The 12826-nt window shown below is 66.5% G+C and carries 14 protein-coding genes; 8 read left to right on the forward strand and 6 right to left on the reverse strand.

Going from position 1 to position 12826, the window contains the following annotated elements; genetic code table 11:
* Positions 1-131 precede the first annotated feature (131 nt).
* From purF to folC, 4 genes are all read right to left on the reverse strand, one after another.
* Entirely contained in the window at positions 132-1640 is a 1509-nt protein-coding gene (gene purF, locus A4F85_RS05145; RefSeq protein WP_012206568.1) for an amidophosphoribosyltransferase, read from the reverse strand.
* 133 nt (positions 1641-1773) lie between these two features.
* Positions 1774-2265, reverse strand: a complete 492-nt coding sequence (locus A4F85_RS05150) for a CvpA family protein (protein WP_012206569.1) — start codon at positions 2263-2265, stop codon at positions 1774-1776.
* Between the two features lie 49 nt (positions 2266-2314).
* Positions 2315-3250 (reverse strand): SPOR domain-containing protein, encoded by a 936-nt coding sequence (locus tag A4F85_RS05155; protein ID WP_063325852.1) that lies wholly within the window; start codon positions 3248-3250, stop codon positions 2315-2317.
* A gap of 70 nt (positions 3251-3320) precedes the next feature.
* Positions 3321-4643: a bifunctional tetrahydrofolate synthase/dihydrofolate synthase gene (gene folC / locus A4F85_RS05160; protein ID WP_063325853.1), complete on the reverse strand. Its 1323-nt coding sequence runs from the start codon at positions 4641-4643 to the stop codon at positions 3321-3323.
* Positions 4644-4722: 79 nt separating this feature from the next.
* Here folC and A4F85_RS05165 point away from each other — a divergent pair, with 79 nt between their 5' ends.
* The 4 genes from A4F85_RS05165 to argG all read left to right on the forward strand — a co-directional run bounded on the left by A4F85_RS05165 (position 4723) and on the right by argG (position 7869).
* The gene (locus A4F85_RS05165) at positions 4723-5100 is read left to right on the forward strand and encodes an ArsC family reductase (RefSeq protein ID WP_063325854.1); all 378 of its coding nucleotides are present in this window, start codon (positions 4723-4725) and stop codon (positions 5098-5100) included.
* A 127-nt stretch (positions 5101-5227) separates the two neighbouring features.
* Positions 5228-5971, forward strand: a complete 744-nt coding sequence (locus A4F85_RS05170) for a glycine zipper 2TM domain-containing protein (RefSeq protein WP_063325855.1) — start codon at positions 5228-5230, stop codon at positions 5969-5971.
* Positions 5972-6098: 127 nt separating this feature from the next.
* Positions 6099-6416 (forward strand): pyrimidine/purine nucleoside phosphorylase, encoded by a 318-nt coding sequence (gene ppnP, locus A4F85_RS05175; protein ID WP_012206574.1) that lies wholly within the window; start codon positions 6099-6101, stop codon positions 6414-6416.
* A gap of 118 nt (positions 6417-6534) precedes the next feature.
* Positions 6535-7869, forward strand: a complete 1335-nt coding sequence (gene argG, locus A4F85_RS05180; RefSeq protein WP_013801583.1) for an argininosuccinate synthase — start codon at positions 6535-6537, stop codon at positions 7867-7869.
* 67 nt (positions 7870-7936) lie between these two features.
* Here argG and A4F85_RS05185 read toward each other — a convergent pair whose 3' ends face one another.
* On the reverse strand, positions 7937-8836 hold the full coding sequence (locus tag A4F85_RS05185) for a LysR family transcriptional regulator (protein ID WP_063325856.1): 900 nt from the start codon (positions 8834-8836) through the stop codon (positions 7937-7939).
* A 138-nt stretch (positions 8837-8974) separates the two neighbouring features.
* Between A4F85_RS05185 and A4F85_RS05190 the strand changes: the two genes are divergently transcribed.
* Both A4F85_RS05190 and A4F85_RS05195 read left to right on the forward strand, forming a co-directional pair.
* On the forward strand, positions 8975-9844 hold the full coding sequence (locus A4F85_RS05190; RefSeq protein WP_012206577.1) for an MBL fold metallo-hydrolase: 870 nt from the start codon (positions 8975-8977) through the stop codon (positions 9842-9844).
* A 98-nt stretch (positions 9845-9942) separates the two neighbouring features.
* Positions 9943-10308, forward strand: coding sequence for an SPW repeat protein (locus tag A4F85_RS05195; protein WP_034395872.1), 366 nt, complete (start codon positions 9943-9945; stop codon positions 10306-10308).
* Positions 10309-10404: 96 nt separating this feature from the next.
* On the opposite strand, the gene murB is transcribed toward A4F85_RS05195, so the two are convergent.
* A complete protein-coding gene (murB, locus tag A4F85_RS05200; protein WP_063325857.1) occupies positions 10405-11505 on the reverse strand; it encodes a UDP-N-acetylmuramate dehydrogenase in 1101 nt (366 codons plus the stop codon).
* Between the two features lie 104 nt (positions 11506-11609).
* Between murB and A4F85_RS05205 the strand changes: the two genes are divergently transcribed.
* On the forward strand, positions 11610-12095 hold the full coding sequence (locus A4F85_RS05205; RefSeq protein WP_012206580.1) for a YajQ family cyclic di-GMP-binding protein: 486 nt from the start codon (positions 11610-11612) through the stop codon (positions 12093-12095).
* A gap of 34 nt (positions 12096-12129) precedes the next feature.
* The gene (locus A4F85_RS05210) at positions 12130-12795 is read left to right on the forward strand and encodes a retropepsin-like aspartic protease family protein (RefSeq protein WP_063325858.1); all 666 of its coding nucleotides are present in this window, start codon (positions 12130-12132) and stop codon (positions 12793-12795) included.
* Positions 12796-12826 lie beyond the last annotated feature (31 nt).

Consider the following 12826-nt stretch of genomic DNA (forward strand, 5'->3'; position numbering starts at 1 on the left):
TGCTGGGCGTTGCAGCCTGCAGTCCTCCAGCACCAGCGCTTTTAGCTCATTTGTCAAAAAAGGGCGGGCCTCAGGCCCGCCCCGTATTGTCACTGAAGCCCGATCGCTCTGACTCAGGCTCGGGCTCGGGCTCAGGCTTCCTGGGCGTTGGGCAGGGACAGGCGCGAGGCGTCGCTGGACTCTTCCTCGCCGCCGCGGTTGCGGCCTTCATTGAGTGCCGTGACTTCGTCCTCGGAGATGTCGCCCGTGATGTAGACGCCATCGAAGCACGAGGCCTCGAAGCCCTGCACCTGCGGGTTGATCTTGCCCACGGTCTGCTTCATGGCGGCCACGTCCTGGTAGATCAGCGCGTCGGCACCGATGACCTGGCGGATTTCCTCGACCGTGCGGCCATGCGCCACCAGTTCGGCGCGCGTGGGCATGTCGATGCCGTAGACGTTGGGATGGCGCACCGGAGGCGCTGCCGAGGCCAGGTAGACCTTGACGGCACCGGCATCACGCGCCATCTGCACGATTTCCTTGGAGGTGGTGCCGCGCACGATGGAGTCATCCACCAGCAGCACCTTGCGGCCCTTGAACTCGCTGCCGATGGCGTTGAGCTTCTGGCGCACCGATTTCTTGCGCGAGGACTGGCCCGGCATGATGAAGGTCCGGCCCACGTAGCGGTTCTTGACGAAGCCTTCGCGGTACGGAATGCCCAGCAGCTGGGCCAGCTGCATGGCGCTGGGGCGGCTGGATTCGGGAATCGGGATGATGGCGTCGATCTCGTTGGGCGGCACGGTGGAGACCACGCGCTTGGCCAGCGTCTCGCCCATGTTCAGGCGGGCCTGGTAGACGGAGATGCCATCCAGCACGGAGTCCGGGCGGGCCAGGTACACGTACTCGAACACGCAGGGGTGCAGCTCGCTCTTTTCAGAGCACTGGCGGGTTTCGACCTGGCCGTCGCTGTGCACGAACACCGCCTCGCCCGGGGCGACATCGCGCTCGAGCTGGTGCAGCGTGCCTTCCAGGGCCACGGACTCGCTGGCCAGCATCACCGAGCCATCGGCACCGCGGCCCATGCACAGGGGGCGGATGCCGAACGGGTCGCGGAAGGCCAGCAGGCCGTAGCCGGCGATCAGCGCGATCACCGCATACGAGCCCTTGATGCGCTTGTGCACGGCGCTGACGGCCTGGAACACGTCTTCGCTCTTGAGCGGCGCGCCACTGCTGGCGCGGGCCAGCTCGTGGGCCAGCACGTTGAGCAGGACTTCGGAGTCGCTCTCGGTGTTGGTGTGGCGGTGGTCGGTGTCCGACAGCTCCTCGCGCAGCTGCTTGGCATTGGTGAGGTTGCCGTTGTGCACCATGACGATGCCGAAGGGCGCGTTCACGTAGAAGGGCTGGGCCTCTTCCTCGCTGGTCGCGTTGCCGGCCGTCGGGTAGCGCACCTGACCCAGGCCCACCGTGCCCGGCAGGGCACGCATGTTGCGGGTGCGGAACACGTCGCGCACCATGCCCTTGGCCTTGTGCATGAAGAACTTGCGCTCCTGCTGGGTCACGATGCCTGCGGCATCCTGGCCACGGTGCTGCAGCAGCAGCAGGGCGTCATAGATCAGTTGATTCACGGGCGCGGTGCTGACTACACCAACGATTCCACACATAGTTGCGTTCCATCCGTTTGCGAAGGTCGCCCTTCGCTGTCTGGGCCGTAGCAGCCACCCATTGGCCACGCCTGCGCCCGATTTCTCTATCCAAACTGTTTCTGCCAGCCGACTCCTGCGCTGCAGCGCCTTGTCATGCAGCCGGCAGATAGCGTCCCCATTCCTGCGGCAGCTGTGGCAAAACCACAGCCAGCGCCTGCATCAGCCATGGCGCCAGGGCTGAATCCTGCCACCACTGCCCCTGGTGCAGCGGCGTGTAGCTGATCACCATCGTTGCCACCAGGGCCAGCAGCGCCCCGCGCAGCACGCCGAACAGCGCGCCCAGCGTGCGGTCGACGGGCCTCAGGCCCACCGCCTCGATCAGCCGGCGAGACAGCCAGGACACCAGGCCCCAGCCGAACAGCGCCAGCACGAACAACAGCACAAAGCCTGCGGCGTAGCGCAGCTGCATGTCCCAGTCCTGCATGGGCAGCCACAGCGCCACGTCGGCCGCCCAGATGCGGGCCACGACAAAGGCCACCAGCCAGCCCAGCAGAGACAGCACCTCGTACACCAGCCCACGCCAGGCGCCAAGCAGCATCGAGGCCAGCACGCAGGCCAGCAAAACCCAGTCCACCGTGGACATACGCTATTTCTGTGCGCCCGTGCTGCTTTGCAAGATGTACGTCACCGCGTCAGAGCTTGATCACCGACGCCGGCAGGCCCTGGCCCTTGACGCGCGCCGCCGCCTTGTCGGCTTCGGCACGGCCGTTGAACGGGCCCACACGCACCCGCGTGCGCTTGCCGTCCTTGGTGTCCACCACCTGCGTGAAAGTCTTCAGGCCCGCCAGCTCCAGCTTGGCGCGGATTTCCTGGGCCTTGCCGGCGTCGGAGAAGGCACCGACCTGCACGATGAAGCGTTCGTCCGTCGCCGCGGCCGCCGTTGAAGCGGCGGGCGCGCTGCGTCCTTCCAGCAGGGCCCGGGCACGGGCGGCATCATCGCTCCTGGACGGCTCGGGCTTGGGTTCGGGCTTTGGCTTAGGCTCGGGTTTCGGCTCGGGCTTGGGCTCCGGCTTGTGCTCGGGTTTGGCCGGCTCAGGCTTGGGCTTGGGTTCCGGCTTGGGCTCGGGCTTGGTCTCAGGCTTGGCGGCGGGCTTGGGTTCCGGCTTTGCCTCGGGCTTCGCTTCAGGCTTGACCGGAGCCACCTGGGAAACGGGAGGCGCCACAGGCACGGACGGCACGGACGGCGTCGAAGGCCTACCCATGGGAACCTCTTCCTCATCAGCACCCAGCGAGGCCTGGGCCGACACGCGGCCCGTCGGCGCAGCCGCGCCATGCGAATGGGCGTCCACGGCATTGGCGCCGGGCACGACCAGGGGCGCAACCTTGTCGCGGTCAGGAATCTCGATGGGGATGTCTACGGGAATCGGACGCGGCTGGGTGTCGAACAGCAGGGGGAAACCCACCACGCCCGCCAGGACCAGCACGGCAGCGCCGATGAGGCGGTGGCGCGCCCGACGGCGCATGACATCGACGCTTTCCGCCTGTCCCAGCCGTGTGGGCCGCCTCGATGCGGACGACGAATCACCGTCGTCTTTTTTGCCGGGCCAACGAAAATTGAAAAATGCCATGGAGTGCGGACTCGTTCATATCGGCCACCACAGCGGCCACGATGGCCGCCTGCGGTGCGGATCACTGGATTCAGGTGCCCAGATGCTTGGCGTTCAGCCGGGGCGGGCCGTCCTGCAGCACGCCGCCCACCGTGAAGAACGAGCCAAAGACCACGATTCTATCAGTGGGACCTGCGGCCAGAACCGCTGCATCCAGCGCCAGCTGCGGGTTTGCGAAGGTGGCCACCGACAGCTCGCGGGGCACGCCGGGCGCGGGCGGCAGGGCTTCGATCTTCTGGCGCAGCACTTCGGCGCTTTCGGCACGCGGCGTGGGCAGGTCGGTCAGGTACCAGCGGTCGATCAGCGGGGCGATCCTGCACAGCATGGGCGCCAGGTCCTTGTCATGCATGGCGCCGAACACCGCATGCGTGCAGGGGAAGTAACCCATGGCGTCGAGGTTGGCCGTCAGCGCCGCCACCGAATGCGGGTTGTGCGCAACATCCAGCACCAGCGTGGGCTGGCCCGGAATGATCTGGAAACGCCCTGGCAGCTCGACCATGGCCAGCCCCGTGCGCACGGCCTGGGCCGTGACCGGAAGGCGGCTGCGAATGGCTTCGAGCGCGGCCAGCGCACCCGATGCATTGACCAGCTGGTTGGCGCCGCGCAGCGCCGGATAGGCCAGGCCCGCATAGCGCCGCCCGCGTCCCGCCCAGCCCCACTGCTGCTTGTCGCCCGAGAAGTTGAAGTCCTGGCCCAGGCGCCAGAGATCGGCGCCAATGGCCTGTGCATGGTCCAGCACGCTTTGCGGCGGCATGGGATCGCTGACCACCACCGGCCGGCCGGCGCGCATGATGCCGGCCTTCTCGCGGCCGATGCTCTCGCGGTCCGGGCCCAGGAATTCCACATGGTCGATGTCGATGCTGGTGATGACGGCGCAATCGGCGTCGATCACATTGGTCGCATCCAGCCGTCCGCCCAGGCCCACTTCAAGAATCGCCACATCCAGCTTGGACTGGCTCATCAGCCGCAGGATGGCCAGCGTGGTGAATTCGAAATAGGTGAGCGCCACTTCCGTGCCCTGCACGCGCGCCTGCTCCACGGCCTCGAACTGCGGCAGCAGCTCGGCGGCCTTCACGATCTCGCCGCCCACGCGGCAGCGCTCCTCGAAATGCACCAGATGCGGCGATGTGTAGACGCCGGGACGAAAGCCCGACTGCAGCGCCACGGCCTCCAGCATGGCGCAGGTCGAGCCCTTGCCATTGGTGCCTGCCACCGTGATCACGGGGCAGTCGAAACGCAGGTCCAGGCGCTGGGCGACTTCGCGCACGCGATCCAGGCCCAGCGCGATATTCTTGGGGTGCAGGCGCTCGCAATATGCGAGCCATGCATCCAATGTGGGAAATGAGGTGTGCATACTGCGCGCTATTGTTACCCAGGGACAGTGTCCTTATGGGGTCCTCGCCATCCGCGGACTGCGGCAACTGCAACCAATCATGACCACCTCAAACACTGTGACGCTCTACGGCATTCCCAACTGCGACACCGTCAAGAAGGCCCGCGCCTGGCTTGCCGACCAGGGCATCGCCTACGAATTCCACGACTTCAAGAAACAGGGCGTCCCTGCCGCTCAACTGCCTGCCTGGATGCAGGCCGTGGGCTGGGAAAAGCTGCTCAACCGCCAGGGCACGACCTGGCGCAAGCTCGATGCCGACACCCAGGCCGGCGCCCAGGATGCGGCCGGTGCCGCAGCCCTCATGCAGCAGCAGCCCAGCGTCATCAAGCGCCCGGTCGTCCAATGGCCGCAGGGCCGCATCACCGTGGGTTTTGCGCCCGATACCTGGGCAGAGCTGGCCCACGAGGGCAAGCGCTAACATTGCCGTCAAGCCTGGAACAGCTTATTACGTGGATTTACGCGGCCGCAAACTGCTTTTCGGGCCCGAGGAATACACTTGCATGGAGCCTGGCAGGAAGTACCGCCAGCGCAACAGGAGTGCAATCATGAAATCCCTGGTTCTTTTGACGCTGGCGGCCACGACCGCCACCGTAGCCCTGGCCCAGGAACAAGGCCGGGTGCTTTCCGTGACCCCGGTGACGCAACAGGTGGCCGTGCCCCAGCAGGTCTGCCGCGATGAGAACGTCTACTCGGGCCAGCGCAGCACCTCGGGCGCGGGCGCCGTGCTGGGTGCGCTGGCGGGCGGCGTGGTGGGCAACGCCATTGGCCACGGCGGCGGACGCGCTGCGGCCACGGCAGCCGGCGTGATTGGCGGCGCCATGCTGGGCAACCAGGCTGAAGCCTCGGGGCAGCAGCCCCAATACCAGACGGTGCGCAACTGCACCACCCAGACCTACTACCAGAACCGCGCCGTTGCCTACGACGTGGTCTATGAGTACGCGGGCCGCAACTACACGACGCGGACCGCCACGCCGCCTGGCGACTGGATTGCACTGAGCGTGCAGCCCGCAGCCAACAGCGGCGCCTACGGCAGCAATGGTTACTACAGCACCAACCAGCCGCCCCAGGCCGCGTACTCCACCACGCCCATGCCGCCGCCCGTGGTCTATGAAAACAATTACTACGGCGGTGGTTACTACCCGGCCCAGCCGGTGCAACCGGTGTATTCGGCCGGTGACTATGTGGCGCCCGTGGTGATTGGTGCAGCCCTTGCTGCCGGCGTGTACTACGCCTCGCGCCCCAGCTATCACGGCTGGCGCGGCGGCTACCGCCATGGCTGGCGCCGCTGAGGCCGCCATGCGCTCGCCCCGCAAGCCCCGACAAGGGGCTTTTTGCATGGCGGCGGCCAGCACGTACGGGCAGCGGCCGGGTGCTGGCCTAAAATGGGCGGTTTAGTCCACCCTCTGCCCAGCTTCCATGACCACCGAAACCATCTCTGGCATCACCCTGACCACCAAGGCCAATGTCTATTTCGACGGCAAATGCATCAGCCACGGCTTCACGCTGGCCGATGGCACGAAGAAGTCTGCCGGCGTGGTGCTGCCCAGCCAGCTGACTTTCGGCACGGCCGCTGCCGAGATCATGGAATGCGTGGCCGGCTCCTGCGAGTACAAACTCGACGGCTCGGACCAGTGGCTGACCTCCAAGGCCGGCGAGTCCTTCCAGGTGCCTGCGAACTCCAAGTTCGACATCCGCGTGACCGAGGCCTACCACTACATCTGCCACTACGCCTAAGCGCCTGAGCGCCTGAGCAGACCGACGCATTCGACCTGACGGCGCCCAGGCGCCTTCCGTGTTTTCCGGCAGCCGCGTCCCGCACGCTAGCCGCCATCGTTATTGAGAGAAGCATCGTATGGAAACCATCCTGCAAAACGTTCCCGTCGGCCAGAAGGTCGGCATCGCCTTCTCGGGCGGCCTGGACACCAGCGCTGCCCTGCGCTGGATGAAGAACAAGGGCGCCCTGCCCTACGCCTACACCGCCAACCTGGGCCAGCCCGACGAGGCCGACTACGACGAAATCCCCCGCAAGGCCATGGAGTACGGCGCCGAGCAGGCCCGCCTGATCGACTGCCGCTCGCAGCTGGCCGGCGAAGGCATTGCCGCCATCCAGGCCGGCGCCTTCCACATCTCCACGGGCGGCATCACCTACTTCAACACCACGCCCCTGGGCCGTGCCGTGACCGGCACCATGCTGGTGGCCGCCATGAAGGAAGACGACGTCAACATCTGGGGTGACGGCTCGACCTTCAAGGGCAACGACATCGAGCGCTTCTACCGCTACGGCCTGCTGACCAACCCCGCGCTGAAGATCTACAAGCCCTGGCTGGACCAGACCTTCATCGACGAGCTGGGCGGTCGCGCCGAGATGTCGGCCTTCATGACCAAGGAAGGCTTCGGCTACAAGATGAGCGCCGAGAAGGCCTACTCGACCGACAGCAACATGCTGGGCGCCACGCACGAGGCCAAGGACCTGGAGTTCCTGAACAGCGGCATCCGCATCGTCAACCCCATCATGGGCGTGGCGTTCTGGAAGCCCGAAGTCGAGGTCAAGGCCGAGGAAGTGTCGGTGACCTTTGACGAAGGCCGCCCCGTGGCCATCAACGGCAAGGAAATCGCCGACCCCGTGGAGCTGTTCCTGGAAGCCAACCGCATCGGCGGCCGCCACGGCCTGGGCATGAGCGACCAGATCGAGAACCGCATCATCGAAGCCAAGAGCCGCGGCATCTACGAAGCCCCCGGCATGGCCCTGCTGCACATCGCCTACGAGCGCCTGGTGACCGGCATCCACAACGAGGACACCATCGAGCAGTACCGCATCAACGGCCTGCGCCTGGGCCGCCTGCTGTACCAGGGCCGCTGGTTCGACCCGCAGGCCATCATGCTGCGCGAAACCGCCCAGCGCTGGGTGGCACGCGCCGTGACCGGCACCGTGACGCTGGAACTGCGCCGCGGCAACGACTACTCCATCCTGAACACCGAATCGCCCAACCTGACCTACGCTCCCGAGCGCCTGTCGATGGAAAAGGTCGAGGACGCGCCCTTCAGCCCCGCCGACCGCATTGGCCAGCTGACCATGCGCAACCTGGACCTGATGGACACGCGCGACAAGCTGGCCATCTACTCCAAGGCCGGCCTGCTGTCGCTGGGCACCAGCACCGCCCTGCCCCAATTGGGCGGCAAGGAATAAGCCACTCTGCGGCGCCCTGCCGCAGATTGCCAAGAGCCGCCGCAAGGCGGCTTTTTTTACGCCCCTGCTACCAGCGCGCGCCCTCGAAGCGCTGCACGAGAAAATCCAGCAGCGCGCGCACGGCCACCGGCAGGTGGCGGCGGGAGCTGTACAGCGCATGCACGGTCAGCGGCTGCGGGCGCCAGTCCGGCAGCACCAGCTCCAGCTGGCCGGCCTGCAGCATGGGCTGGACCAGGTAGGTGGGCTGGAAGGCGATGCCCGCACCCTCGACGGCAGCGGCGGCCAGCACGGTGGCTTCGTTGGCGTTGAACCAGGTGGTGACGGCGATCTGCTGCTCATCGCTCTCATCGTCACGCCGAGTCAATTGCCAGACATTGCGGCCCACGCGCATATGGCCCAGGCAGCGGTGGGCCTGCAACTGGGCCGGTGTCTGCGGCCGCCCTGCCGCGTCCAGGTAGGCAGGCGAAGCCACCAGCACCGATTCGCACACAGCCAGCGGCCGGCCGATGAGTGCGGCGCCCGGATCGGCGCTGATGCGTATGGCCAGGTCGATGCGCTGCTGCACCAGGTCCAGCGCGCCGTCGTCCACCAGCAGGTCGATCTTGAGGTGTGGGTGCAGCCGCATGAACTGCGCAATGGCCGGCCCCATCTGCGCATGGCCGAAGGACATGCTGCAGGTCACGCGCAGCAGGCCGCGCAACTGGCTGTCGCCGGCGCGCATCTCGCCTTGCACCTCATCGGCCAGGGCCAGCATCTGCTGGCTGTAGCGCAGGCACTGCGCACCGGCATCGGTGAGCGAGACGCGGCGCGTGGTGCGGTGCAGCAGGCGTGCGCCCAGCCACTGCTCCAGCGACTCCACATGCCGCGTGGCCATGGCACGCGACAGGTCCAGCCGCTCGGCCGCCGCCGTGAAGCTGCCGCATTCGGCCACCGTGGCAAACACCTGCATCGCCAGCAATCGGTCCATGGATCTGCTCGATTTCTGCAACAAACAAGCGCATATTCTGCGGTTTATCTGCTCGATTTCAAAAACTAAAGTACGACACATGGCAGCACGGCGCTGCCACCCGTTTTCTGTCTTGTGCTTTTTTCAAAGGAAATCGACATGCTTCGCACCACCGTGCTTTCGCTCACCCTGGCCCTGTCGGCCGGCCTGTCCCATGCCCAGGCGCCCGCCCCGCTGCAGATGAAGGTCTACCAGGCCGACGAACACAGCTTTGCCGTGACCTCCACCCTGATCACCGGCGCCAAGGAGGCCGTGGTCGTGGACAGCGGCTTCACCCGCGCCGACGGCCTGCGCATTGCCGCCAATGTGCTCGACAGCGGCAAGCAGCTGACCACCATCCTCATCAGCAATGCCGACCCCGACTACTACTTCGGCGCCGAGGTGCTGAAGAACCTGTTCCCGCAGGCCAAGGTCGTGGCCACGCCCGCCGTGCGCGAGAAGATCGAGTCCAAGCTGCAGGGCAAGCTGGCCTTCTGGGGCCCCAAGATGGGCGCCAACGCCCCCAGCCATCCCGTGCTGCCCGAGGCCCTGCAGGGCAATACGGTGACCGTGGACGGCCAGACGCTGGAGCTGCGCGGCACCACCGGCCCGCTGGCACACCGCCCCTATGTCTGGGTGCCTGCGCTGCAGGCCATCGTCGGCAACGTGGGCGTGTTCGGCAACCTGCATGTCTGGACGGCGGACACGCAAAAGAGCGCCGAGCGCAAGGCCTGGCTGGCGCAGCTGGACGAGATGCAGGCCCTCAAGCCCGCCGTCGTCGTGCCCGGCCACATGCAGGCCGGCACCGCCATGGACGCCAGCGCCATCGCCTATACACGCGACTATCTCCAGCGTTTCGAGGCCGCCGCCGCCAAGGCCGCAAACAGTGCCGAGCTGATTGGCGCCATGAAGCAGGCCTACCCGCAGGCCGGCATGGCGCTGTCGCTGGACATTGGCGCCAAGGTGAACAAGGGCGAGATGCCCTGGTGAGCAGGCACTTTCACAAAAATCCTCATGGAACCTGCATGCTGCGGCCTTGATCCAACGAGTTGCCGCCCTCATTCGTCGTGGCGGCAGGAGGTGCAGCCATGAAATACATGAAGCATTGGCAGGACCCGATCAATGTCCTGCTGGGAGCCTGGTTGGCGGTCTCGCCCTGGGTGCTCGGGTTCCAGGACCAGATGGCGCCCACGGCCAATGGCGTGGTCATCGGCCTGGCGCTGATTGCCGCTGCGCTGGGGGCCATCTTCATGCCCCGCGCGTGGGAGGAATGGACCGAAGGCCTGCTGGGGCTGTGGATGGTGATCTCGCCCTGGGTGCTGGGCTATGCGGGCCAGATGGATGCCATGCGCAATGCCGTCGTGTCCGGCGTGGTGGTCATGGTGCTGGCGCTGTGGGTGCTGATGACCGACAAGGACTACATGAGCTGGCGCAGCAGCCACTCCGCCCACTGATGCGCTGAAGCACTGAAGCGCTGATACAAAGCAAGCAAAGCGGCCCGCAGGCCTCCATGGTCTGCGGGCCGCTGTTTTCTTGAGGCCGTCGATCGATCAGACCACGACGGGCTCGGGCTCCAGGCGGATGCCGAATCGCTCGTAGACGCTGGTCTGTATCGCGCCGGCCAGCGTCATGACCTCGCCGCCGGTGACGCTGCGGTCCACGCTGTGCCGGTCGCCCCGATTGACCAGCACCAGGGCCTGCTTGTCATACACCCCGGCGCGGCCCATGGATTTGCCCTTCCAGCCGCAGGCATCGATCAGCCAGCCGGCGGCCAGCTTGATGGAGCCGTCGTCCATGGGGTAGTGCACGATCTTGGGCTCGCGCGCAATGATGTCGGCGCACTGCTCGGGCGTCACCGTCGGGTTCTTGAAGAAGCTGCCTGCGTTGCCGATCTGATCCGGATCGGGCAGCTTGGCGCGGCGGATCTCGCAGACCCAGTCGAAGATCTGGCGGGCCGTGGGCTCGGCCACGCCGGCCTCGGCCTGGCGGCGCTGCAGGTCCAGGTAGCCCAGGCCGGGCTTCCACTCCTTGGGCAGGGCCAGGCGCACGCGCGTGATCACGGCGCGGCCCTTGAGGCCCATGCCGCGCGGCGGCACGCCGCTCATGCGCGCCCGCGCCACGGGCGTGGGCTCGGCCGGGGCGTGCTTGAACACCGAGTCGCGGTAGCCGAAGGCGCATTGCGCGGCATCCAGCGTGAAGGATTCGCCCGTGGCCAGGTCGATGGCATCCAGCGACTCGAAGCGGTCCTGCAGCTCCAGCCCGTAGGCGCCGATGTTCTGCACCGGCGATGCGCCCACGGTGCCCGGAATCAGCGCCATGTTCTCCAGGCCGCCATAGCCCTGCGACAGGGTCCAGGCCACCAGGTCGTGCCAGCGCTCGCCGGCACCGGCCTCGACGATCCAGTGGCGATCGGTCTCGCGCAGCAGGCGCATGCCCGCTATCTCCATCTTGAGGACCACGGGATCGACATCGCCCGTGATCACCACGTTGCTGCCGCCGCCCAACACGAACACGGGCTGGCGGCCCCACAGCGGATCGGCCAGGAAATGGCGAATATCCTCATCGCTGCGCACACGCACCAGGGTGTGGGCACGGGCGGCGATGCCGAAGCTGTTGCAATGCTGCAGCGGAACATTTTTCTCGACTAACATCAGCCGGATTGTCGCACCGCGTCCCCACGCCTCCGGCACCGTGCCCGCATCGCCCGGTCCCGCGCTGCGATACTTTTTCAGAACATTTACAGGAAATATTTGCCATGCCTTCTTTTGACACCGTGTGTGAAGCCGACTTCGTCGAAGTGAAGAACGCCGTGGAGAACACCGCCAAGGAAATCGGCACGCGCTTCGACTTCAAGGGCACCTCGGCCGCCATCGAACTCAAGGACAAGGAAATCACGCTGTTCGGCGATGCCGACTTCCAGCTGCAGCAGGTCGAGGACATCCTGCGCAACAAGCTGACCAAGCGCAGCGTGGACGTGCGCTTCCTGGACATCCAGAAGGCACAGAAGATCGGCGGCGACAAGCTCAAGCAGACCATCAAGGTCAAGAACGGCATCGAGGCCGAACTGGGCAAGAAGCTGCAAAAGCTGATCAAGGACAGCAAGCTCAAGGTGCAGGCCGCCATCCAGGGCGACGCCGTGCGCGTCACGGGCGCCAAGCGCGACGACCTGCAGGCCGCCATGGCCCTGATCCGCAAGGACCTGGCCGACCACCCGCTGTCCTTCAACAACTTCCGCGACTGATCGCCCGGCAATCCACCCCTCCAGCACAAGCCCCATGCGCCACCTGCGTGCCGTACTTCTGAGCCTGGCCGGCGTGGCCGCTGCGCTTCCGCCGCTGGCGACAGCGCAGTCCGTGGCACTCCGCGGCGTGCTGGGCAACAAGGCCCTGCTAGTCATCGACGGCGGCACGCCACGCGCTCTGGCGGCCGGCGACAGCCTGCAGGACGTGCGCGTGCTGCAGGTATCGGGCGACACGGCCGAGGTGGAAATCAAGGGCCGCCGCCAGACATTGCGCCTGGGCGAAGCGCCCATCAGCCTGGGCGGCCGGGGCGCGGCAGCGGGCGATCCCGCGCTTGGCCGGCGCGTGGTGCTCAAGGCCGACAACCGGGGCCATTTCATCGAACGCGGCCAGATCAATGGCAAGACCATGGTCTACATGGTGGACACGGGCGCCAGCTCGGTCGCCATAGGCCGGTCCGACGCCGAACGCATGGGCCTGCCCTTTCTCAAGGGCCAGCCCGTGATGATGCGCACCGCCAACGGCGACGCCCAGGGCTGGAGCCTGCGGCTGGACTCGGTGCGCGTGGGCGATGTCGAGGTCTTTGGCGTGGACGCCGTGGTCGCCCCTCTTGCCATGCCCTATGTGCTGCTGGGAAACAGCTTTCTGGCCCACGTCCAGATGACCCGCCAGGGCAGCGAGATGGTGCTGGAGCGGCGCTGATGCGGCCTGCACGCGCCCCGTTTTCCGCACC

Origin of the sequence: Delftia sp. GW456-R20 (assembly GCF_001622915.1) — a bacterium.
GTDB classification, from domain to species: Bacteria; Pseudomonadota; Gammaproteobacteria; order Burkholderiales; family Burkholderiaceae_C; genus Comamonas; species Comamonas acidovorans.

Coding starts and splice junctions, on each gene's coding strand:
- A4F85_RS05190 (WP_012206577.1), top strand. CDS start 8,975: ATGCTTCGCACCACCGTGCTTTCGCTCACCCTGGCCCTGTCGGCCGGC.
- argG (WP_013801583.1), top strand. CDS start 6,535: ATGGAAACCATCCTGCAAAACGTTCCCGTCGGCCAGAAGGTCGGCATC.
- purF (WP_012206568.1), bottom strand. CDS start 1,640: ATGTGTGGAATCGTTGGTGTAGTCAGCACCGCGCCCGTGAATCAACTG.
- A4F85_RS05150 (WP_012206569.1), bottom strand. CDS start 2,265: ATGTCCACGGTGGACTGGGTTTTGCTGGCCTGCGTGCTGGCCTCGATG.
- A4F85_RS05195 (WP_034395872.1), top strand. CDS start 9,943: ATGAAATACATGAAGCATTGGCAGGACCCGATCAATGTCCTGCTGGGA.
- ppnP (WP_012206574.1), top strand. CDS start 6,099: ATGACCACCGAAACCATCTCTGGCATCACCCTGACCACCAAGGCCAAT.
- A4F85_RS05155 (WP_063325852.1), bottom strand. CDS start 3,250: ATGGCATTTTTCAATTTTCGTTGGCCCGGCAAAAAAGACGACGGTGAT.
- murB (WP_063325857.1), bottom strand. CDS start 11,505: ATGTTAGTCGAGAAAAATGTTCCGCTGCAGCATTGCAACAGCTTCGGC.
- A4F85_RS05185 (WP_063325856.1), bottom strand. CDS start 8,836: ATGGACCGATTGCTGGCGATGCAGGTGTTTGCCACGGTGGCCGAATGC.
- A4F85_RS05210 (WP_063325858.1), top strand. CDS start 12,130: ATGCGCCACCTGCGTGCCGTACTTCTGAGCCTGGCCGGCGTGGCCGCT.
- folC (WP_063325853.1), bottom strand. CDS start 4,643: ATGCACACCTCATTTCCCACATTGGATGCATGGCTCGCATATTGCGAG.
- A4F85_RS05205 (WP_012206580.1), top strand. CDS start 11,610: ATGCCTTCTTTTGACACCGTGTGTGAAGCCGACTTCGTCGAAGTGAAG.
- A4F85_RS05165 (WP_063325854.1), top strand. CDS start 4,723: ATGACCACCTCAAACACTGTGACGCTCTACGGCATTCCCAACTGCGAC.
- A4F85_RS05170 (WP_063325855.1), top strand. CDS start 5,228: ATGAAATCCCTGGTTCTTTTGACGCTGGCGGCCACGACCGCCACCGTA.